Annotated in this window: 23 protein-coding genes and 1 pseudogene; 5 read left to right on the plus strand and 19 right to left on the minus strand. The window is 63.8% G+C overall.

Annotated elements, in window-relative coordinates; all coding sequences use genetic code 11:
• Nucleotides 1-77: 77 nt before the first annotated feature.
• The 10 genes from BMY68_RS14070 to soxR form a co-directional block, all read right to left on the minus strand.
• Nucleotides 78-1,064 carry a metal ABC transporter solute-binding protein, Zn/Mn family gene (locus tag BMY68_RS14070; RefSeq protein ID WP_085531637.1) on the minus strand — a complete coding sequence of 329 codons (987 nt, stop codon included), beginning with the start codon at nucleotides 1,062-1,064 and terminating at the stop codon, nucleotides 78-80.
• The gene (locus BMY68_RS14075) at nucleotides 1,065-1,964 is read right to left on the minus strand and encodes a metal ABC transporter permease (protein WP_085531635.1); all 900 of its coding nucleotides are present in this window, start codon (nucleotides 1,962-1,964) and stop codon (nucleotides 1,065-1,067) included.
• The gene (locus BMY68_RS14080) at nucleotides 1,964-2,719 is read right to left on the minus strand and encodes a metal ABC transporter ATP-binding protein (RefSeq protein WP_007930424.1); all 756 of its coding nucleotides are present in this window, start codon (nucleotides 2,717-2,719) and stop codon (nucleotides 1,964-1,966) included. Before BMY68_RS14080 ends, BMY68_RS14075 begins: the two co-directional genes overlap by 1 nt.
• Entirely contained in the window at nucleotides 2,716-3,645 is a 930-nt protein-coding gene (locus BMY68_RS14085) for a metal ABC transporter substrate-binding protein (protein WP_085531633.1), read from the minus strand. Before BMY68_RS14085 ends, BMY68_RS14080 begins: the two co-directional genes overlap by 4 nt.
• 34 nt (nucleotides 3,646-3,679) lie before the next feature.
• A complete protein-coding gene (locus BMY68_RS14090; protein ID WP_085531631.1) occupies nucleotides 3,680-4,252 on the minus strand; it encodes a DUF6162 family protein in 573 nt (190 codons plus the stop codon).
• The gene (locus BMY68_RS14095; RefSeq protein ID WP_009050057.1) at nucleotides 4,249-4,593 is read right to left on the minus strand and encodes a hypothetical protein; all 345 of its coding nucleotides are present in this window, start codon (nucleotides 4,591-4,593) and stop codon (nucleotides 4,249-4,251) included. Before BMY68_RS14095 ends, BMY68_RS14090 begins: the two co-directional genes overlap by 4 nt.
• Nucleotides 4,590-5,111, minus strand: a complete 522-nt coding sequence (locus BMY68_RS14100; RefSeq protein ID WP_085531629.1) for a thiamine pyrophosphate-binding protein — start codon at nucleotides 5,109-5,111, stop codon at nucleotides 4,590-4,592. The genes BMY68_RS14095 and BMY68_RS14100 overlap by 4 nt, the downstream gene beginning before the upstream one ends.
• A 17-nt stretch (nucleotides 5,112-5,128) precedes the next feature.
• Entirely contained in the window at nucleotides 5,129-6,340 is a 1,212-nt protein-coding gene (locus tag BMY68_RS14105) for a PepSY-associated TM helix domain-containing protein (RefSeq protein WP_062825126.1), read from the minus strand.
• A gap of 266 nt (nucleotides 6,341-6,606) precedes the next feature.
• Nucleotides 6,607-7,068 (minus strand): VOC family protein, encoded by a 462-nt coding sequence (locus tag BMY68_RS14110; RefSeq protein WP_009050054.1) that lies wholly within the window; start codon nucleotides 7,066-7,068, stop codon nucleotides 6,607-6,609.
• Between the two features lie 201 nt (nucleotides 7,069-7,269).
• Entirely contained in the window at nucleotides 7,270-7,725 is a 456-nt protein-coding gene (soxR, locus tag BMY68_RS14115) for a redox-sensitive transcriptional activator SoxR (protein WP_062825127.1), read from the minus strand.
• 118 nt (nucleotides 7,726-7,843) lie between these two features.
• Here soxR and BMY68_RS14120 point away from each other — a divergent pair, with 118 nt between their 5' ends.
• Nucleotides 7,844-8,209, plus strand: coding sequence for an antibiotic biosynthesis monooxygenase (locus BMY68_RS14120; protein ID WP_085531627.1), 366 nt, complete (start codon nucleotides 7,844-7,846; stop codon nucleotides 8,207-8,209).
• Here BMY68_RS14120 and BMY68_RS14125 read toward each other — a convergent pair.
• From BMY68_RS14125 to msuE, 4 genes are all read right to left on the minus strand, one after another.
• Entirely contained in the window at nucleotides 8,206-9,312 is a 1,107-nt protein-coding gene (locus tag BMY68_RS14125) for a sigma-54 interaction domain-containing protein (RefSeq protein WP_085531625.1), read from the minus strand. The genes BMY68_RS14120 and BMY68_RS14125 overlap by 4 nt on opposite strands.
• A 23-nt stretch (nucleotides 9,313-9,335) precedes the next feature.
• Complete coding sequence (locus tag BMY68_RS14130) at nucleotides 9,336-10,523, minus strand: acyl-CoA dehydrogenase family protein (protein ID WP_009044885.1); 1,188 nt, start codon at nucleotides 10,521-10,523, stop codon at nucleotides 9,336-9,338.
• Between the two features lie 195 nt (nucleotides 10,524-10,718).
• Entirely contained in the window at nucleotides 10,719-11,870 is a 1,152-nt protein-coding gene (gene ssuD / locus BMY68_RS14135; protein ID WP_085531623.1) for an FMNH2-dependent alkanesulfonate monooxygenase, read from the minus strand.
• A gap of 9 nt (nucleotides 11,871-11,879) precedes the next feature.
• A complete protein-coding gene (gene msuE / locus BMY68_RS14140) occupies nucleotides 11,880-12,443 on the minus strand; it encodes an FMN reductase (RefSeq protein ID WP_085531620.1) in 564 nt (187 codons plus the stop codon).
• Between the two features lie 401 nt (nucleotides 12,444-12,844).
• Here msuE and BMY68_RS14145 point away from each other — a divergent pair, with 401 nt between their 5' ends.
• The 3 genes from BMY68_RS14145 (at nucleotide 12,845) to BMY68_RS14155 (ending at nucleotide 16,465) form a co-directional block, all read left to right on the plus strand.
• Nucleotides 12,845-13,111 (plus strand): hypothetical protein, encoded by a 267-nt coding sequence (locus BMY68_RS14145; RefSeq protein WP_085531618.1) that lies wholly within the window; start codon nucleotides 12,845-12,847, stop codon nucleotides 13,109-13,111.
• Between the two features lie 320 nt (nucleotides 13,112-13,431).
• Nucleotides 13,432-14,601 carry a cysteine desulfurase family protein gene (locus tag BMY68_RS14150; protein WP_085531616.1) on the plus strand — a complete coding sequence of 390 codons (1,170 nt, stop codon included), beginning with the start codon at nucleotides 13,432-13,434 and terminating at the stop codon, nucleotides 14,599-14,601.
• Between the two features lie 55 nt (nucleotides 14,602-14,656).
• Nucleotides 14,657-16,465 carry an aminopeptidase P family protein gene (locus BMY68_RS14155; protein ID WP_062825134.1) on the plus strand — a complete coding sequence of 603 codons (1,809 nt, stop codon included), beginning with the start codon at nucleotides 14,657-14,659 and terminating at the stop codon, nucleotides 16,463-16,465.
• Between the two features lie 69 nt (nucleotides 16,466-16,534).
• Here BMY68_RS14155 and BMY68_RS14160 read toward each other — a convergent pair whose 3' ends face one another.
• Both BMY68_RS14160 and BMY68_RS14165 read right to left on the minus strand, forming a co-directional pair.
• Nucleotides 16,535-17,125 carry a 2-hydroxychromene-2-carboxylate isomerase gene (locus BMY68_RS14160; RefSeq protein WP_085531614.1) on the minus strand — a complete coding sequence of 197 codons (591 nt, stop codon included), beginning with the start codon at nucleotides 17,123-17,125 and terminating at the stop codon, nucleotides 16,535-16,537.
• 36 nt (nucleotides 17,126-17,161) lie between these two features.
• Nucleotides 17,162-17,902, minus strand: a complete 741-nt coding sequence (locus BMY68_RS14165) for an SDR family oxidoreductase (protein WP_009044879.1) — start codon at nucleotides 17,900-17,902, stop codon at nucleotides 17,162-17,164.
• 93 nt (nucleotides 17,903-17,995) lie between these two features.
• Here BMY68_RS14165 and BMY68_RS14170 point away from each other — a divergent pair, with 93 nt between their 5' ends.
• Nucleotides 17,996-18,565: a TetR/AcrR family transcriptional regulator gene (locus BMY68_RS14170; RefSeq protein ID WP_085531612.1), complete on the plus strand. Its 570-nt coding sequence runs from the start codon at nucleotides 17,996-17,998 to the stop codon at nucleotides 18,563-18,565.
• Nucleotides 18,566-18,576: 11 nt separating this feature from the next.
• On the opposite strand, the gene BMY68_RS14175 is transcribed toward BMY68_RS14170, so the two are convergent.
• The 3 genes and pseudogenes from BMY68_RS14175 to BMY68_RS30115 form a co-directional block, all read right to left on the minus strand.
• Complete coding sequence (locus tag BMY68_RS14175; RefSeq protein WP_009050041.1) at nucleotides 18,577-18,858, minus strand: hypothetical protein; 282 nt, start codon at nucleotides 18,856-18,858, stop codon at nucleotides 18,577-18,579.
• Between the two features lie 169 nt (nucleotides 18,859-19,027).
• Complete coding sequence (rhtA, locus tag BMY68_RS14180; protein WP_007930397.1) at nucleotides 19,028-19,915, minus strand: threonine/homoserine exporter RhtA; 888 nt, start codon at nucleotides 19,913-19,915, stop codon at nucleotides 19,028-19,030.
• A 116-nt stretch (nucleotides 19,916-20,031) separates the two neighbouring features.
• A pseudogene (locus BMY68_RS30115) lies at nucleotides 20,032-20,425 on the minus strand (hypothetical protein); the annotation flags it as partial.

The following is a 20,425-nucleotide window of genomic DNA, read 5'->3' on the forward strand; positions in this document are numbered from 1 at the left end:
ACGCGTCCACTCAGGCAATACGCGTCATCGTTGACGTTCATCGCGAGCAAGCTCGCTCCTACAGAGGGAGTGGCGGGTCAGGTTTTCGGGGCGAGGGCACTGGTGATCTGGCCGATGCTGTTCTCCAGCTCCGCCAGCGGGTCGGCGCTGTCGGTTTGCAGCACCAGCAACTGGCTGCCGGCGGCGTCGATGGCGGCCTTGATGGCAGCGGACGGCTGGCGGTGGTGCAGGACGATGGCCACATCGTTGTCCTTGAGCCGGGTTTGCAGTTGCTGCAGGGCTTCGGGCGTCCACTCGTTGTCGGCGCGGGCGTCGACCTCCAGCAGCTCCAGGTTGAGCCCGCTGACCAGGTAACCGAAGTGGTCGCTGAGGCTGAGCACGCTGAGGTTGTCGGCGTTGGCCAGTTGCCCCTCGCTATCGGCGCTGAGCTTGAGCAGGCGTTGCTTGAGGCTGGCCAGGTTGGCGTCGATCTGCGGCTTGGCGGCGGGGGCCAGGCGCACCAGATCGGCGGCCAGCACATCGGCCATGCGTCCCAGGTTATTGCTCGACAGCCATGGCTGGCTGTTCAGGCCGTCGCTCTTGCCGGGCTGCAGGGCGACCCCGGGCAGGGCACCGTCCACCGGGCGCGCGGCATCGACTTCGACGATGCGGATATTGCTGCGTCGCGCGTTGGGGTACAGCGGGTCGTCCGGCCAGATCGAGCGCAGGCCGATCACCGCGTCGGCGTCGAGGGCCAGCTTGTGCAGCGCCGGGGCGCCGCGGCCGGTGAAGTAGGCGGTCTGGCGCGAGCCCGGCAGGTTGTCGGGGGCGGCGCGTTCGAGCCGCACATCGGTGCCTTGCAGCAGCCACTGGCCGAGGCCGAAGGTGATCGGTAGCGAGGCCAGCACGGTGAGCGGCTTGGGTGAGCTGGCGCTGTGCAGCGCCGTGGTGCCCAGGCTCTGGTTGGCGGTGACGCGCATCGGTTCGAAACGGTCCGGCTGGGCCAGGGCCGGCGCGCTGCTCAGTCCGCCGAGGGCCAGGGCCAAAGTCAGGGGGCGTGTCAGGTGACGTAATGAACTGTGCATTTATCCGATATTCCCTTTGAGGCTGGGGACAATGCCGCGGGCAACGGCGGCCAGGGCGAAGGCGACACCGGCCACCAGGATGATCGCGGCGCCGGAGGGGACGGGCAGGTCGAAGAGGATCGGCAGCAGGATGCCGCACAGGGTGCTGACCGTGGCGATCAGCACCGAGATCCAGAAAAAGCCCTTGAGCGACTGGCTCAACAGGCGCGCGGCCGCCGCCGGGATCACCAGCAGTGCGCCCACCAGGATCGCGCCTATGACTTTCACCGCGGCCACGGTGATCAGGGTCACCAGGATCACGAACAGGTAGTCCAGGGTCTTCACCGCGACACCGCGCACCGCCGCCAGTTGCGGGTTGAAGCTGGCCAGCATGATGCGGTTGTACAGCGGCAGGCTCAGGCCCATCACCAGGGCGCCGACGATCAGCAGCACCAGCAGGTCGTTGCCGTTGACCGTGAGCACCGAACCGAACAGCACGTTTTCCAGGATGTGCACGTTGATCTTGCCGGCGAGGATCAGCAGCAGGCTGGCGCCCAGGGCCAGGGACACCGACAGGAACACCCCGATCAGGGTGTCCGGCGCCAGGCCGGTGCGGTTGCGCAGGTAGTTGAGCAGGATGCCGAACAGCAGGCAGTAGCCGAACAGGCTGCCGTACGGGCCGGTGTAGGGTTCGCCGAGCAGGATGCCGATGGCCACGCCGGTCAGCGCCGCATGGCCCACCGCTTCGGAGAAGAACGCAAAGCGCTTGACCACTACCAAAGTGCCCAGGCCGCCCAGCACCGGGCCGATCAGCAAGCCGGCGAGCAGGGCGTTGACCACAAACCCATAGGCCAGGGCTTCTGGCAGGTAACCGGAGGAGGCCCAGCCCTGGATCATCAGACGAAAGGCTTCGTAACTCATCAGGCAACACTCCCGCTGACGATATCCGCGCTGCGCGGGTGGGTGGAAAACAGCGTCAGCAGGCGTTCCGGGGTCAGCGCCTGTTGCGGGTGGGCGTCGAACAGCACGCGGCGATGCAGGCCGGTGACCCGGTCCGCCAGGCGGCCGACCGCTTCCAGGTCGTGCTCGATCCACAGCAGGGTGATCCCGGCCTGGCGCCAGTCGCCGAGCAGGCGCTCGAAGACCTGGATACCGGCTTCGTCGAGGGCCGACATCGGTTCGTCCAGCACCAGCAGTTGCGGCGCCGGGATCAGCCCCTGGGCCAGCAGCACCCGCTGGCGTTCGCCGCCGGACAGGGCGCCCATGCGCCGCTTGCGTTTGTCCTGCATGCCGACCCGTTCCAGGGCCTCGCCTATGGCCGCGGCGTAATGCCGGCTGAGGCCGAGGAAAGCCGGGCGGCGCTGGCACATGGCGGCCATGAAGTCGTCGACGGTCATTGGCAGGCCGCGGTCGAATTCCAGGGCTTGCGGCACATAGCCGATCACCCCCGGCTCGCCCGGCCATTGCAGGCGCAACTGGCCCTGGTGGGGCATCTGCCCGAGCAGGGTCTTGATCAGCGAGCTCTTGCCGCCGCCGTTGGGGCCGACCAGCGCATGCACGGTGCCGGGCTGCACCTTGAAGCTGACGTTGTCGAGGATGGTGGTGCGGCCCAGGGTCAGGCTGACCTGGTCGAATTCGATGGACGGGCCGCGGGCCAGGCTGTGCAGGGCGGTCATGCGCCGGCCTCCTGGATCGCCCGGACCACGGTGTCGAGGTTGCCGGCCATTTCCTTCTCGTATTTCTCGGCGCTGTAGTCGCCGTAGGAAATGTGCGACAGCGGGTACAGCTTGACCCCGGACTCGCGCTGGATGGTGTCGACGTAGGTGGAGGGGAAGTCCATCTCGGAGAAGATCACCTTGACGTCCAGTTCACGCAGCTGGTCGATGGTCTTTTTCAACTGGCTCGGGCTGGGCTCGATGCCATGGGCCGGCTCGACCACGGCGGTGACTTCCAGGCCGAACTCGCGCAGCAGGTAATCGTAGGCGGCATGCACCGTGGCCACCCGCAGGTCGGCGTTGGGCGCCCTGGTCAGCTTGGCCAGGGCGTCGGCGCGCATCTGCCGCAGGCGTTTGCCGTAGGCGCGGGCGTTCTGGGTGTAGGTCTTGGCGTTGGCCGGGTCCATCTTGCCCAGCTCGCGGGCGATGTTGTTGACCTGGGCGATGGAGGCGCTGATGGACAGGAAGGTGTGCGGGTTGACCACCTTGCCGGCGCCGCGCGCGGCGATGCCGGTGGCGGCCAGCAGCGGCACGTTCTGGTTGGCCTCGATCACCGGGATGTCCGGGCGTTCGCTGGCCTCGATCATGCGGTCGGCGAAGTCGTCGTGGCCGACGCCGTTGAGCACGATCACGTCCAGGGTGCCGATGCGCTTGATGTCTTCGGCGCGCGGTTCATAGGCGTGGGGGTTGAAGCCGGCGGGGATCAGCGGCACGACCTCGGCCTTGTCGCCGACGATGTTGGCCACGTAGCTGTAGTAGGGGTGCAGGGTGATGCCGATACGCAGGCGCTTGGCCTGGTCGGCCGTGGCGAGAGGGCTGAGCAACAGGGCGAACAGGCTGACCAGCAGCACCCGCAGGAGCGGGCGGCGTTGAGATGAAATAGGCATGGGCTAGCGGTCTTCTCTCGGTGAATGCGTGGGTTCAGTGGCGATGCTGGCGGGTCACTCCGGCATCGAATTGCGCGACCACCTGCTGCCAGCCGGCACTGGCCAGGGCGGCGTCGCTGAGGTCGTCGGGGGCGGGGAGGGACGGGCCGCGGTTGAGCCAGATGTCCGGGGCGGCTGCTGGGTCGGCGGCGATGCGCATCAGGAAGGAGCCGGCCACTGCATTGTTCTGGCTGAGGCCGACATAGGCCTGTTGCCGCAGTTGCCAGGCATGCCCGCCACGGCTCACCGAACTGGCGTCCTGGGCAAAGGGCGCGAAACCTTCCTCGGCCAGTTGTTCGGGCGTCGGCAGGGCCTGGGCTTCTTCGCGCAGCAGGCGGATTTCGTCGAGGGTCACCCGCAGGTCGGCGTACAGGCCTTGTTCGCCGGCGGTGAGGTCGCGACGGGCGTCCAGTTGGTGGCTGTCGACGCTCGCCACTTCGCTGCTTTCGCCGCGCCAGAGCACCACGGTGCCGGCCACGCTGAGGATCAACAGGCACAGCAGCAGGACGTAGAGGGTTTCATGGCCGGCACCGGCCGGGCGCACCACTTGGTGGGGGGAGGTGCTCATGGGGCCTCGATGTCGGCTTGGTCGATCTCGACCACGTGGCCGGGGCCGGCGTCGAACAGCACGTAGAACTCGGCGTCGGGTTTCTTGAAGGTCAGGGTGGAGTCGGCGCCCAGCTTGCCGGGCACCAGGATGGTTTCGTCGTAGCCGATCACGTCCAGGGTCACCCCCGGGGCGCCGCTGCCGTCGGAGAAGCCGCCGGTGCAGCGGATCTGCTCGCCGTCGATCTGCTTGCACTCGCACATCGGGTTGTGGGCCAGGGCGCCGCCACTGAATACGGCGCTGGCCAGCAGGAGTGCGCCGGCACCGAGCAGGCGCAGGCGGGCGGTGGGTACAGCAATCATGGTTTGCCTCCTTGTTGGTTCAGCCAGGCGAGGGTGGCCGGGGATGCCTGGCCCAGGGGGATGGCCGCCTGGTGCATACTGCCGTCCCAGCCTTCCATGGTGATCCACAGCTCAGCGTCGGCCTTGGTCTTTTCCGGAACGGGCAGGCTGGCCCCCATGCGGTACGGGGTGCCGAAGAAGATCACCCCGGCGGCGCGCAGGCTGCGGGGTTTGCCGATGCGCAGGTAGGTGGCCTTGACCTGGTCGATGCAGGCGTCGCACAGGGCGGCATTGAAGCCCTTCATATAACCGGCCGGCCCCTGGAGTTGCGGCGCTTGGTTACGCAGTTCGGCCAGGCGCAGGCTCCAGGGCCCGACCTGTACCTCGCCCACCTCACGCTCGCCCAGGCCGCTGTCGCCACGGGCCAGCGCCGCGTCGGCGAAGTACTTGGGCATGAAGCCGAGGGGGACCAGCAACAGCAGGATGTTCAGGTGGAAACGCCATTTGAGCCAAAGCTGGCGCAGGGGCGAAACCGGCATTGGGTTGTCTGTCTTGCTCACAGGTTGCCCTCCGGCGTGTCGCTGTGCAGGGCCGCAACCGGGCGCTGGGCGAGAGCGGGGCGCGCTGTCTTGGTGCTGCGCTTGAGGGCCGCGGCGGTGGCCAGGGCGGTGCGCTTGGTCCAGATCAGCAGGCCGCTGAGCACCATCATGCTCAGCAGCAGGCCGAAGAAGCACCAGATCAGCTTGATCCAGATGCCGCCGAAATCACCGGTGTGCAGCGGACGCATGGACTCGGTGACGAACTCCAGGGCCGAGCGATGGGACAGCAGGTGTGTGGTATCCACCGAGCCGCTGTAAGGGTTGAGGTTGGCGGTCTGGTACATCAGCGGGTACCAGCCGCGGCCGCCAATGAACAGGTGGCTATAGGCATTGCTCGGCAGCATGACGAAGCTGACCTCGAAGCCCGGTATCTGCTGGGTGGCGATGCGGATGGCTTCATCGACGCCGATCATTGGCGCGGGGCTGCCGTCGGCGGAGGTCGGCACGCTTTCGCGGGCGATCACCGGAACTATGGGTTCGCTGGAAAGGGTGATCTGGTTGTCGCCAAGAATCGCCTCGATCAGGAACCAGGTGCCGGTGATGGAGATCACCGCGATGAACCAGATCGACCAGATGCCGCTCAGGCGATGGAAATCGCCCCAGAAAATCCGCGCGCCATGGCGCAGGCGTAGGGTCGGCTTGAGGAAGCCCTTCCAGAACTTCTTGTAGACCACCAGGCCGGTGACCAGCGAGGCCAGCATCGGCAGGCCGAGCAGCGATACCAGGTACCAGCCCCAGCTGTAGCCGTTGGTGAAAGGCACCAGCCACCAGCCGTGCAGGGCGCGGGTGAAGGCCTGGAAGTTGAATTGCGGGCTGACGCCCTGGATGACGCCGGTGTACGGGTTGACATAGACCTCGACGGAACGGCCATCGGGGTAGCTGACGCCCACGGTCAGGGCGAAATGCGCTTCGTCGGGGGTGCTGATGCTTTCGACCAGGGTCTGCGGTTCGGCCTGCTTGATGGCTTTGACGATCTGGTCGTAGCTCAGCGGTTGGGCGTCGCCTGTGGGTTTGCTGGCGCGGATGTCGGGGTTGGCCAGCCAGACGATTTCCTGGCTGACCACGGCCAGGGTGCCGGTGACGCAAACGATCAGCACAAAGAACCAGATGGGCAGGGCCAGCCAGCTGTGAACGAGAAACCAGATTTTCGAGCGGGACTTCTTCGACATTGAGCACGCGTCTTGATTCGAGGAGTGGAGCCGCGGGCGGCTGGTAAGCCCGGAGAGAAACCCGCGGCGTAACCTTCGCCAACGCGACCTGCTGCATCTAATTAAGACGAATGAGAATCGTAAATCCCGAAAGACGATATGAAAGTAAATGTTTCCGCGCGACCAATGGCAGGGGCAAGGTCCGGGGGGAGGCTATCGCGGGCCAGCCTCGCTACAGAAGAAGCGCGCGAGTCTGGCCCGCGATCAGCGATTTGCAGGTACAGGGCTTACCCCTGCTGTTTAAACATCTCCACGGCCCGCTGCTTGATCTGCTCTTCGCTCAGGTCTTCCTTGCGGGTGGCGAGAAACCACAGGTGGCCGAACGGGTCTTTGAGGGTGCCGCTGCGGTCGCCGTAGAACTGGTCCTTGACCTCGGACACCACCTGGCCACCAGCGGCGATGGCCTGGGCGAACTGTTTGTCGACATCGTTGACGTACAGGTGCAGGCCGACGGAGGGTGATTGGTCGGGATTGCTCAGTGGCCCTTGATCGCAGGGCGTTCCCAGCATGATCGGGCAGTCGCCGATGCGCAGCTCGGCATGGCCGACGCTGCCGTCGGGCATGTCCAGGCGCATGACCTGGGTAGCGCCGAAGGCATTCTTGTAGAACTCGATAGCCTCGGCGGCCTGCGTAATCCCCAGGTAGGGCGTGATGCTGGGGTAACCCTCGGGGATGGGTTTGACGCTCATCTCGGTTCTCCTTTCTTGTCATGGGTTTGTCGAAGTGAACCTGGCCGGTTTTCCGGTCGGTTCACTATAGGCCCGGGCAGTCCACAGTCTGGCTTGAACTGACGAGGTGTTCGCCTGGCAACAGTGAGCCAGCGATCAGGAGAAGAGGTGCCGCCGCTGCCGCAGGCTGCGGTCGGGTTGGGGAAACCGCTGTGCCGCCGCTCAGTCGGTTTCCAGCAATTGCGCGCCCGGGCCGTGTTCGCCCAGCTGGTCGCCCTGGTTGCGCAGCGGGCAGTCTTGCATCGACAGGCAGCCGCAGCCGATGCAGCCATTGAGGCGGTCGCGCAGCAGGGTCAGTTGCTTGATCCGCTCATCCAGCTCCTGGCTCCACTGCTCGGACAGCCGCCTCCAGTCGGCGGCCGTCGGCGCGCGGTGGTCCGGCAGGCTGCGCAGGGCCTGGCCGATCTCGGCCAGGGGAATGCCCAGGCGCTGCGCCACCTTGATCAGCGCCACCCGGCGCAGCACTTCCCGCGGATAACGGCGCTGGTTGCCGGCGTTGCGGTTGCTCTTGATCAGCCCCTTGGTTTCATAGAAATGCAGGGCGGTGACCGCTACGCCACTGCGGGCAGCCACTTGGCCGACGGTGAGTTCCTTGTGCACGGTTTCGGGGCTGAGCATGCAGCGCTCCTGCGGGTGGGGAATGAGCAAAAGTCGCTTGACCTTTACTTAACTGGAGGTTTTACCCTGCGGGCCTTCGAATCACAAGATTCCGTTTATCCGTCAGTGGGGACTCGCCATGCACGCGTTTGCGCAAAACCGCAGCTTTACGCAATTGATCGAATTCGAAATCGAACCCCATCAACAATCCGGCCTGGTGTCGGCGCTGTCCGAGCAGACCGAACGTCTGGCCCAGGGCTACCCGGGTTTCCTGAGTGGCAACGTGCAGGCCAGCGAGGACGGCCGGCGGGTGCTCAACTATCTGCAATGGCAAACCCGGGAAGCCGGCGAGGCGGCCTTTCAGAGTTTCGAGAAGGGCGAGCAGGACTTCTGGCAACTGCTGCGTGCTTATCAGGCCAAGACCGTGACCTTTGGCTCGTTCCAGGTGGTGCGCAGCATCGAGCGCAGCCCGGACAACGCGCTGCACTGCCGCCTGGCCAGCTAGATCGACAGTTGCAGGGTGCGCTCGTGCTGGCCGGGTTTTTCCGGCGGACGGCGCTTGTTCACCGCCAGTTCGCCGATCTTGATCAGCCGGGTGCGGGTGACATTGCGGCTCAGGCCCAGCAGGTTGGCGGTGTGCACCTGGTTGTAGTGGCTGAAGCGGTAGGCCGCGCGCAGCAGCGCGTCCTCGACCTTTTCATGCAGGGCGCCGGCCTGCTCTTCGAAGAGTTTGTGAAAGGCCCGCTCCAGCAGGGCTTCGGCTGAGTCGTCGTGGTTGTGGTGGCTGTCGTCCTGGCGCTCGATGCGCATGTTCGACAGGCGCAGGTCGTCGCGCTCGATCACGCCGTCGCGGCAGATCAGCAGGGTGTGGTGGATGACGTTTTCCAGTTCGCGGATATTGCCCGGCCAGCTGTAGCTGCGCAGCTTGTGCTCGGCCTCGCTGCTGATGGTCACTGCGCCGTAGCCCAGGCGCTGGCTGTAGGCTTCGATAAAGTGCCGGGTCAGCGGCAGGATGTCGCCGGGGCGCTCGCGCAGCGGGCTCAGTTCCAGGCTGACCACGTCGAGGCGGTAGTACAGGTCCTCGCGAAAATGTCCGGCGTTGATGGCTTTCTCCAGTTGCACGTTGGTCGCCGCCAGCACCCGCACATCGATGGGAATGCTTTTGCGCGAACCCAGGCGCACCACTTCGCGCTCCTGCAGCACCCGCAGCAACTTCACCTGGATCGCCATCGGCAGGTCACCGATCTCGTCGAGGAACAGGGTCCCGCCATTGGCCTCTTCGAACCAGCCGGCCTTGGCGCTCAGGGCCCCGGTGAAGGCGCCTTTTTCATGGCCGAACAGTTCGGCCTCCACCAGCGACTCGGAGAACGCGCCGCAGTTCACCGCCACGAACGGCCGGTTGCGCCGGGCGCTGAGGTTGTGGATATGGCGCGCCACCAGCTCCTTGCCGGTACCGGTTTCGCCGATGATCAACACGCTGGCCTCGCTCGGCGCGACCTGCTGCAGATGCGCCAGCAAGGCCTGGGATTTCGGGTCTTCGAACACCTGGGCGGTGGCCCGGATCGAGGTCGCCAGGGCCGGCGAGGGCGGTAGGGTCAAAAGCTGCATGGACAAGCTCCGGGAGCAGAAGGCTAGGAATAGAAAGTCGGGGTCGGCAGGGACTGGTTCAGGGCCCAGTCACCCAACTCATGGAGTTTGTAATCCACCGGGTCGTGCAGGGTTTGCGTGCGCAGGTTGCGCCAATGCCGGTCCAGGCGCAGGGAGGCGTGGGTGGAGCGGGCGCCGGTGACCTCGAACAGGCGGCTGCACAGCTCCAGGCCCTGGCGCGTGGTGGCGACCTTGGCGGTGGCGATGGCCGTGGCCAGGTGGCCGCGTTCTTCGGCGCTCAGGTTCGGGCCCTTGGCCCAGGCCTTGTCCAGCAGCTCCGCGGCGCGCTCCACCAACAGCCGCATGCCTTCCAGGGCCACCCAGAAATCACCGTAATGACCCAGCACATAAGGGTCCTGATAGGCCTCCTGCGCGCTGGACTTATGCCAGGGCCGGGTTTCGGTGAGGGTGTATTGGCGAGCTTCTTCAAAGGCGCCTTCGGCGATGCCGAGAAACATGTGGGTGAAGGTCAGTTGGGCGATCAGTGGGCGCAGGCAGGCGAAGGGCGTGCTCAAGGGGCCCGGGTCCAGCAGCAGTTCCGATTCCTCGACCCGCACCCGCTCGAAGCTGGCGCTGCCGCTATCGGTCTGGCGCTGGCCCATGTTGTTCCAGTCATTGTGCAGGGTGATGCCGCTGCGGCCGCTGGGAATGGCGGCAATCAGCAGCTTGCCGCCGTTGCTTTCGTCGACCGCCGAGGCGATGAGCATTTCCGAATCGCTGGCGCCGGAGCAGAAGCTTTTCTTGCCGGAGAACTCGCGCCAGCCGCCGAGGTTCTTCACCAGGGTACGGGTGTCCAGCGGGTTGAGGGCGTTGCCCCAGAACCAGTTCTTGCGCGCGGTCTGTTCGAACCAGGGTTGCCATTGTTCCGGGCGGGCGAACAGGCGCACGGTGGCCAGCATCAGGTGATGGAAGCCGAAGACGTGGGCGATGGAGCTGTCGACCTTGGCGAACTCGCGGACGATGTTCAGGGTCTCGCTCCAGCTGGCGCCGAGACCGCCGTACTGAGTGGGAATGCTCAGGGCCAGCAGGCCGCTCTGGCGCAGGGCGTCGCGCTGGGCTTTCGGGGTACCGCCGCGTTCGTCGCGTTCGACAGCGGTCAGGGCAAACTCGGCCGCCAGCTGGCGGGCGGTCTGCAAGGGGGACAACAAGGCGCTTTGCGGCTTGGCAGTCACGCGGTGTTCCTCGTTTGGGGCCGGTTGCGCGGCCGTGAAATCGGTGGGGCTGTGAGGCGAGCGCGGGGCGCTCGATCGCGAGCAAGCTCGCTCCTACAGGGTGCAGGTGGTTTCTGTAGGAGCAGGGGGGACGCCCAGTTCTTGCCCGCGATAGCGTTCCGGCAGGCGACCCATGGCATGGGGTCGCCATGCTGGTTAGCCTCCAGCCGCTTTTTTGCTCGGCAGCACGTCATTGGCAATCATTTCGCCGAACGGCCCGGTGAGGTTGGTCACGCCACGCCCGGCCAGGCTGGCGTAGGGTTCCGGCAGCAGCGGGAACACCAGCTCGGCAAAGCGGTAGGCTTCTTCCAGGTGCGGGTAGCCGGAGAAAATGAAGCTCTCGATCCCCAGGTCCGCGTATTCCCTGATCCGCGCCGCCACCTGCTCGGGGTTGCCCACCAGCGCGGTGCCGGCGCCACCACGCACCAGGCCGACGCCGGCCCAGAGGTTGGGGGAAATTTCCAGGTTGTCGCGCCGCCCGTCGTGCAAGGCGGCCATGCGCCGCTGGCCCTCGGAGTCGAAGCGCGAGAAGGATTGCTGCGCGGCGGCGATGGTGTCGTCGCTGATGTGTTCGATCAGCTTGTCCGCGGCCTTCCAGGCCTCTTCCGCGGTTTCGCGCACGATCACATGCAGGCGGATGCCGAATTTCACCGTGCGGCCATGGCGGGCGGCCCGTTCGCGCACGTCGGCGAGTTTCGCGGCGACCGCGGCCGGTGGTTCGCCCCAGGTCAGGTACACGTCCACCTGTTCGGCGGCGAGGTCATGGGCGGCGTCCGAGGACCCGCCGAAATACAGCGGCGGGTAAGGCTTCTGCGCCGGCGGGTACAGGGCCTTGGCGTTTTGCACATGCAGATGCTTGCCTTCGAAATCCACGGCTTCACCTTGCAGCACCCGGCGCCAGATCCTCAGGAATTCGTCGGTGACTTCATAGCGCTCGCTGTGGCTGAGGAAGCTGCCGTCGCCACGGTTCTCGTCGGGGTCGCCGCCGGTTACCACGTTGATCAGCAGGCGCCCGTTGGACAGCCGGTCGAGGGTCGCGGCCATACGCGCCGAGACGGTCGGCGAGATGATCCCCGGGCGGATCGCCACCAGGTAGCGCAGGCGTTCGGTCAGGGGCACCAGCGCCGAGGCGATCACCCAGGAGTCTTCGCACGAACGCCCGGTGGGGATCAGTACGCCGTGATAGCCCAGGCTGTCCGCGGCCTGGGCCACTTGCTTGAGGTAGTTGAGGGTGACCGGACGCGCGCCCTGGGTGGTGCCCAGGTAATGGCCGTCGCCGTGAGTCGGAAGAAACCAGAAAACATCCATGACAGGTCCTTAAGCGATTTTCAGCAGATTTTTCGGATGCACGCCGAACAGCGGCGCGGCGCGTTCTGCCGCAAGGCGAATGCGGGCCTTCAAGGGCTCGCTGGTGATCTGGTAGTTGGTGAAGTCGGCCTCGGTGGCATAGACCCCGATGGGCAGGGTCAGGGCCTGGAAGAAACTGAACAGCGGCCGCAGCTGGTGATCCAGCACCAGGGCGTGACGTTCGCTGCCACCGGTGGCGGCCAGCAGCACCGGGGTGTCGATCAGCGCGTTGAGGTCGATCAGGTCGAACAGGTGCTTGAGCAGGCCCGGGTAGGAACCGCGGTACACGGGCGCTGCGACGATCAGCAGGTCGGCGCTTTCGATGGCTTGCAACTGCGCTTCGACTTCCGCCGCCAGCTCCTGGCGGGACAGGGCCGCGCCCAGGGGGCGGGCGATGTCGCCCAGTTCGATGAGCGTGCTCTCGATCGGCAATTGCCCCGCCAGTTCGGCGAGCAGCGCCTGGGTCAGCACCAGGGTACGCGAGGGGCGCCAGGTTCCACCGGACAGGGCAACGACTTTTAATGGACGCGACATGATCAGTTCCTTTGTTGAACAGGGCTCAACGAGCAGTGAGTAGTCCCAGGGCTTGAGCAAGAGCTGTACCAGCGACGCAAAGCCTTGAGTGGCGGGGCTTGTGGCGCTGTTGCAGGAGCAGGCTGTTGTTGGGAAGACACTGTTTTGTTGATTGGCTGTTGCCTGGCGAACAGTTGCTCAGACAACAGCAGGCGGCGCGATGGGCCTGTTATAAAGGCTTACTGATATTCCTAAAAAATACTTTATTTCCATATTTATAGGTCTTTTAGGAATATGTAGGCTGCGATGGGCGGCGATAGGGGGAATCGATAGCCACTATCGAGCGTGATGATTTCTGTCCCGGGAAGGGCGACGGTAGCCTGTGTTCATTGCCTCGCAGCCCAGATCCAGGAGCTTTTGCCATGAACCGTTCGCTTGTCTTTTCCTTGCTTGTCGCCACTGCGGTGCTGGCCGGTTGTGCCAGCCAGCCTGGCCCGGAGTCGCGTCCCTATACCGCCGAGGAAACCCGCGAACTGGCGCTGGAAGCACTGAACCGGCGCGGGCTGTCCTTTGACGAATACCAACAGAAGAAGGCCGAGCTGCTTGCCCCGCAACGGACCTTCGGTTTCGACCAGAAGGGTGAAATGAACGCCGAGCACAGCGTGACCCTGCATGGCCGGGCCAGCTGATTTGCCGATCTGCCACGGCCTTGCCCGCGCAGGCTGACGGACTGCCGGTGAGCGTCGGCAAAACCCTGTGATGATTTTCCCGCCTTGCGCCTTGTTCTTCGGCCCCCTGGCCGAACCTTGCTTAACCCGGCTCCCGGAGCCTGTTAAGCTGCCCCTCGGGAGCGTTCCTACGCACTTTTAAATGAAGTTGTCCTTCTTTAACTGCATCCGATCGGGTATTGCTGACGGTCTGCCGTTTTTGCGTTGCCGAAAGGGCGCGTATCAGCGTTCGGCACCGAGCGAACCTTGATCCTGGAACAGGCTCTGCGGGTATTTTTGCGATGAATAAACGTCCTCTCTATTTCGACTACGCTGCCACCACGCCGGTGGATGAGCGCGTCATTCAGGTGATGGTGGAATGTCTGGGGTTCAACGGTAACTTCGGCAATCCGGCGTCCAGTTCCCACGCCTTCGGCCAACAAGCCCGGCGCAGCGTCGAGCTGGCGCGCCAGCAGGTCGCCCAGTTGGTGGGCGCGGCGCCCGAGCAGATCGTCTGGACCTCCGGCGCCACCGAATCCAACAACCTGGCGCTCAAGGGCGTGGCCCAGGCCCGGGGCATCTCCGGCGGGCACATCATCACCAGCCAGATCGAACACAAGGCCATTCTCGACACCGCCAGCCAGTTGCAGGCTGCCGGCGTGGCGGTGACTTACCTGGTGCCGGACAGCGACGGGCTGATCACGCCCGAGGCGGTCAGCGAGGCTCTGCGCGACGACACCTTCCTGGTGTCGCTGATGCTGGTCAATAACGAACTGGGTACGCTCAACGACATCCCGGGCATTGGCCGCGTGGTCCGCGAGCGCGGGGCGCTGCTGCATGTCGACGCGGCACAGGGCGCGGGCAAGGTGGCGATCGACCTGGCGCAGTGGCCGGTGGACCTGATGTCCTTTTCCGCCCACAAGATTTACGGCCCCAAGGGCATCGGCGCACTCTACGTCGGCCCGCGCGCGCAGCAGCGCTTGCAGGCGCAGATCCACGGCGGCGGCCATGAAGGCGGCTTGCGCTCCGGGACGCTCGCCACCCATCAGATTGCCGCCATGGGCGCCGCCTTTGCCCTGGCCGCCGAACACTTCGACGAAGAAGCGGTGACCATCGCCCGTCTGCGCGAGCGTCTGCTCGAACAATTGGCCGACGTGCCGGGGCTGCGCCTGAACGGCAGCCCGGCCCAGCGCATTCCCCACACCTTGAGCCTCACCTTCGGTGAAGGGGAGTTCAACCCGGCGGCCCTGAGTGCCTCCATCGCGTTTTCCGCGACCTCGGCCTGCAACTCGGCGAGCAATGCGCCGTCCCATGTGTTGCTGGCACTCGGGCTCGACGCCCGGGCGGCGGGGCGGACCATCCGCCTGAGCCTGGGGCGTTTCACCACCGAGCAGGACATCGATCAGGCCGTCCAGCTGATCAAGGCTTCATCCGCCAGTGCACCGGCGTTCTGGGCGGTTGCCCAACCCTGAGGGTCGATGCCCTCGGTATCCAATAACAATGATTGACCTGGTAGCAGGAGACACAATGAGTACGCAGCCCTTGACCAATGGAGTGGTCCCCCAGCGCCTGGCGCGCACCCGCGAGCTGATGAACCGCGAGGGCATTCATGCCCTGCTGGTGCCGTCGGCCGACCCGCACCTATCGGAGTACCTGCCCGGTTATTGGCAAGGCCGGCAGTGGCTGTCGGGTTTTCACGGTTCGGTCGGCACCCTGATCGTGACGGCGGATTTCGCCGGGGTCTGGGCCGATAGCCGTTATTGGGAGCAGGCGACCAAGGAACTCAAGGGCAGCGGCATCGAGTTGGTCAAACTGTTGCCGGGCCAGCCCGGCCCGCTGGACTGGTTGGCCGAGCAGACCCCGGAAGGGGGCGTGGTCGCGGTGGACGGCGCGGTGATGGCGCTGGCTTCGGCGCGTACCCTGGGCAACAAGCTGCAGGAGCGCGGTGCTCGCCTGCGCACCGATATCGATCTGCTGAACGAAGTCTGGAGCGACCGCCCGAGCCTGCCGGACCAGCCGATCTACCAGCATTTGCCGCCCCAGGCCACGGTCGGCCGGGTCGAGAAGCTCGGCAAGCTGCGCGAAACCCTGAAAGAGCGAGGCGCGGACTGGCATTTCATCGCCACCCTCGACGACATCGCCTGGCTGTTCAACCTGCGCGGCGGTGACGTCTCGTTCAACCCGGTGTTCGTCTCTTTCGCCCTGATCAGCCAACAGCAGGCGACGCTGTTCGTGGCGCTGAGCAAAGTCGATGACGCCTTGCGTGCCGTGCTGGAACAGGACGGCATCACCCTGCGTGACTACAGCGAAGTGGCCGCGGCCCTGAGTGCGATTTCCGACGGCGCCAGCCTGCTGGTGGATCCGGCGCGGGTTACCGCCGGTTTGCTGGATAACCTTGGGAACGGTGTGAAGCTGCTGGAAGGCCTGAATCCGACGACCTTGGCCAAGTCCCGTAAAAGCCTGGCTGATGCCGAGCATATCCGCCAGGCCATGGAGCAGGACGGTGCGGCGCTCTGCGAATTCTTTGCCTGGCTGGAGTCGGCCTGGGGCCGTGAACGCATTACCGAGTTGACCATCGACGAGCACCTGACCGCGGCGCGCGCCCGTCGCCCCGGTTACGTCTCCCTGAGCTTCAACACCATCGCTGCATTCAACGCCAATGGCGCGATGCCGCATTACCACGCCACCGAAGAAGAGCACGCGGTGATCGAAGGCGATGGCCTGCTGCTGATCGATTCCGGCGGCCAATACCTGGGCGGCACCACGGACATCACCCGCATGGTCCCGGTCGGTACCCCGAGCGCCGAGCAGAAGCGCGATTGCACGCGGGTGCTCAAGGGCGTGATCGCCTTGTCCCGGGCGCAATTCCCGCGGGGCATCCTGTCGCCGTTGCTGGACGCCATCGCCCGCGCGCCGATCTGGGCCGAAGGCGTGGATTACGGGCACGGCACCGGTCATGGCGTGGGGTATTTCCTCAATGTCCACGAAGGCCCGCAAGTGATCGCCTATCAGGCGGCGCCAGCACCGCAAACCGCGATGCAGCCAGGGATGATCACCTCGATCGAGCCGGGTACTTATCGTCCGGGCCGTTGGGGCGTGCGCATCGAAAACCTGGCGATGAACCGTGAGGCAGGCACTACCGAATTCGGCGAGTTCCTCAAGTTCGAAACCCTGACTCTATGTCCGATCGACAGCCGCTGCCTGGAACCTTCGCTGCTGACCCAGGACGAGCGTGAGTGGCTCAACGCCTACCACGCTGAAGTGCGTCGGCGCCTGAGTCCGCTGCTGCAGGGCGCGGCGCTGGAATGGCTGAATACCCGTACCGCAACCCTCTGAACGTGAATCGCGCTGCCGGCTTTGGGCCGGCAGCGCGAATTGCGTTGTTTGTCTTACCTAAGCTTTGGCTTAGCTCAGGGCTTCGAGGACAAAGTCCAGGCGATCCTGGCCGAAGAACAACTGGTTATCGACGAACATGCTCGGCGCGCCAAAAACGCCGCGTTGCAAGGCTTGTTCGGTCTTGTCCTTGAGGGCGTTCTTGACCTCTTCATCGTTGGTCAGGGCCAGCACCTCTTGCGGATCGAATCCTCCCTCACTGAGTACCGCGGCAACGGTGGCCGGATCGTTCAGGTTGCGCTTCTCGACCCAGAGTGCGCGGAACAGGCAGTCGATAAAGGCGATAAAACGCTGTGGATGTCGCAGTTGCATGCCGGTCACCGCGCGCATCAACAGCAGGGTGTTGATCGGGAAGTGCGGGTTGAATACCAGTGGTACCTCATAACGTTTGGCATAACGCGCCAGGTCCTGAAGCATGTAGCGTCCTTTGGCGGGGATGCTGATCGGCGAGGCATTGCCAGTGACCTTGAACACGCCACCGAGCAACATGGGTTGATAAATCAGCTGGCTGCCTGTCTGGGCACAGATCTTCGGCAATTGGGTGTAGGCCAGGTACGAGGTCGGGCTGCCCAGGTCGAAAAAGAACTCGACGGTTTTGCTCATCGGTAATGCTCCTTTATTGTTGTTATGGGGGAGGGGTTACCAGCGTTCGTTCCAGGGCCGCAGATCCAGCTCGAAGGTCCAGGCATCCCGTGGCTGGCTGTGCAGATGCCAGTAGTTGTCGGCGATGTGTTCGGGGTTGAGGATGCCGTCCTCATCCTTGAGCGCATACTTTTCCGGGAAACTGTTGCGGATAAAGTCCGTGTCGATGGCGCCATCGACCACCACATGAGCAACGTGGATGTTCAGCGGTCCCAGTTCCCGGGCCATGCTTTGCGCCAGCGCGCGAATGCCATGCTTGGCTCCGGCGAAGGCGGCAAAGCCCGCTGCACCGCGCAAGCCCGCGGTGGCGCCGGTGAACAGGATGGTCCCGCGTTTGCGAGTGACCATGCGCTTGGCCACTTCCCGTGCATTGAGGAAACCTGAGAAGCAGGCCATCTCCCAGATCTTGAAGTACTTGCGCGCTGTTTCTTCAAGGATGCTGCAGGGCACGTTGGCGCCGATATTGAACACCAGGGCTTCGATCGGACCGATCTCGCGCTCGATCTGTTCGATCAAGGCAATCACTTCTTCCTCTTTTCGAGCGTCGCAGGCGAACCCATGGGCTTCGCCTCCCGATTGCTGGATGGCCTCCACCAGGGGCTGCAACTTGTCTGCGCTGCGTCGGGTGACACAGGCGACAAAACCTTCCCGGGCAAAACGCTTGGCAATTGCACCGCCTGTGGCATCACCGGCTCCGACGACCAAAACGACTTTCTTGTTCTCTGTGGCTGTAGTCATGGTGGGATCGCTCTATTGGTAAACGGTCGTTAACTAAACGAACGTTATGCTACGATCCGCCGAGCGTCAAGGCGAAGAGAGGAGAGGGGCGTCATGCGTTATTCAGCCAGTCACAAGCAGGAAACCCGGGAGCGGCTGCTGCAGAGCAGCGCGGTGTCAGCGAAAAAAGAAGGATTTTCGACTGTGGGGGTCGATGGCCTGATGAAGGCGATCGGGCTGAGTGGTGGGGCGTTCTACAGCCACTTTTCATCCAAGGATGAGTTGTTCGGTTCGATCGTTGAGCGGGAACTGAGCCAGAGCCTTGAGCGTCTGGGGGGCGATGGTGAGCAAAGCCGGATGCGGCTTGAGCGCTGTCTCAAGCACTACTTGAGCATGGCGCATGTCGAGAGCCCTGAAACGGGCTGCGCCTTGCCAACCTTGGGCGCGGAAATCTCACGGGCGGACGAGGTGGTTCGACAGCAGGCGCAAGACTGGATTTGCCGTTTGCAGCAGAGTTGGGCGCGCACCCTGGGCAGCGACAGCCTGGCCTGGTCGATTCTGTCGCAATGCGTGGGGGCGTTGGTGGTGGCGCGAATGCTGGTCAGTCCGGACATTCAGCGCCAGGTCCTGAAGTCGAGCCATGACGAAATTGTTCGTCAATTGCCAACGCAGGATGTGCAGTAGGCAGGTGCTGCCTACTTGCAGATGACGATCATGCTGCGGCTGGTATAGCCGGCGGGATTCAGGCCGAAGGGATAGTCGCCCGGATCCTCCACTGTATCTCCGGACTTGGCGATCACCTTGTAGCCTTTGGGGCCGCAGGAGGTAGCAGCGCTGGCGTAGCATTTGTCCCAGGAGGAGGACAGGCCGGAGCAGTTGATATGCAGGCCCTTCTTTCCGCGCTTGACCTCGGTTTTCGAAGTTGCGGCGCAACCTGCGATGGCCAGTACGGCTAACAGAATCAAAAAACGTTTCATTCCTGTCCCTATTGCTGATCCCGGATCTGTTGTCCAGGTTCGACTGCGTTAGCTGTCACTTTGGCGTCTGTGCGGTCCTTGCCTGAAAAATCCATGACTGGCGCTGAGTTACAGCGCCTAAACATGGCCTAATTGAGCGGCAAATACCAGAGCTATGTACAACCAGGAATCAATCCGCCGCGACCAAAGGTTTCGATTCGCTGCGCATGGTCAGGGTCGCACCCACTGATGCCAGGATGATGCAGGCAATAGCCAGCCACTGCGCGAGCGACAGGAACTCGTGGAGGAACAGCAGCCCGGACAAGGCACCAAAAGCAGGCTCGATACTCATCAGCGTGCCGAAGGTTCTCGCCGGCATTCGGGTCAGGGCGACCATCTCCAGGCTGTAGGGAAGGGCGGTGGAGAGAATGGCCACGCCGATGGCTATGGGGATCAGGGAAGGCGTCAGCAAGGCGGCCCCTGCATGCACGATGCCGATAGGCGCAACGAACAAGGCAGCAATCATCACACCCAGCGCTGCAGTCTGGATGCCATTGTCGGCCCCGGCCTTTTGCCCGAACAGAATATAGAGCGCCCAGCACACCCCGGCTCCCAAGGCATAACCCGCGCCGATCAGGTCGATACCAGCGCTCGTATCGCTGGTTGGAATCAACAGCAGCAGACCGATAATCGCCAGGGCGATCCAGAGAAAGTCGATGGCTTTTCGCGAAGCATAAATGGCCACGGCAAGTGGGCCGGTGAATTCCAGGGCCACGGCGATTCCCAGAGGAACGCTGCGTAGCGACATATAGAAGAGAAAGTTCATTCCACCCAGCGCCATGCCATAGACGATGACGGTGCGCAGGGACTTGGCGGTGAGCTTCGCGCGCCATGGGCGCAATAGCAGCAGCATGATGATGCTGGCGAAAATCAGGCGCAATGTGGTGGTGCCTTGTGCGCCCACTATCGGGAACATGCTTTTGGCCAGTGAGGCGCCGGACTGGATGGACGCCATGGCAATAAGCAGCAGTCCCACCGGGAACAGGGTCGAGGCTAGGCTGCGGGGCTGGTCATTCATGGCAAGGCATCATCCGGGTCAGGGGGAGGTTTGGTGCGCCGACATGATGCTTAACTAAAAACGCTTGAGCAATATATTGCTCATGATGTTTCTGTTCTTCTTATATAGAGAAGGATTCATCCGTTTTTGCAGGTTATTGATAGAAAAGACAAATTAGGGGTTGACGGCAGATTCTGGAAGTCTATAATTCGCCCCACTTCCGGCGCAGTCGAAACGGAAAACTCCTTGAGATTCAACGAGTTACACGGTTTTCGACAGCGGTCACGCTTCAGTTCATCGAGGCCCGAAGGAGTTGGTTCGGCAGTATGTTTTCGCCGAGTTAACGGTTCGATCTTCTCGGTCGAAAGCGGAGAAAAAGAGGTGTTGACAGCAGCGTGTAACGCTGTAGAATTCGCCTCCCGCTGACGAGAGATCGGAAGCGCAAGTGGTTGAAGTTGCAAAGGAAACTTTGAAAACTTCTTAAAATAACCGCTTGACAGATACAGAGGCTGCTGTAGAATGCGCGCCTCG

The sequence above is a fragment of the Pseudomonas sp. NFACC41-3 genome, from assembly GCF_900109505.1.
GTDB lineage: Bacteria > Pseudomonadota > Gammaproteobacteria > Pseudomonadales > Pseudomonadaceae > Aquipseudomonas > Aquipseudomonas chlororaphis.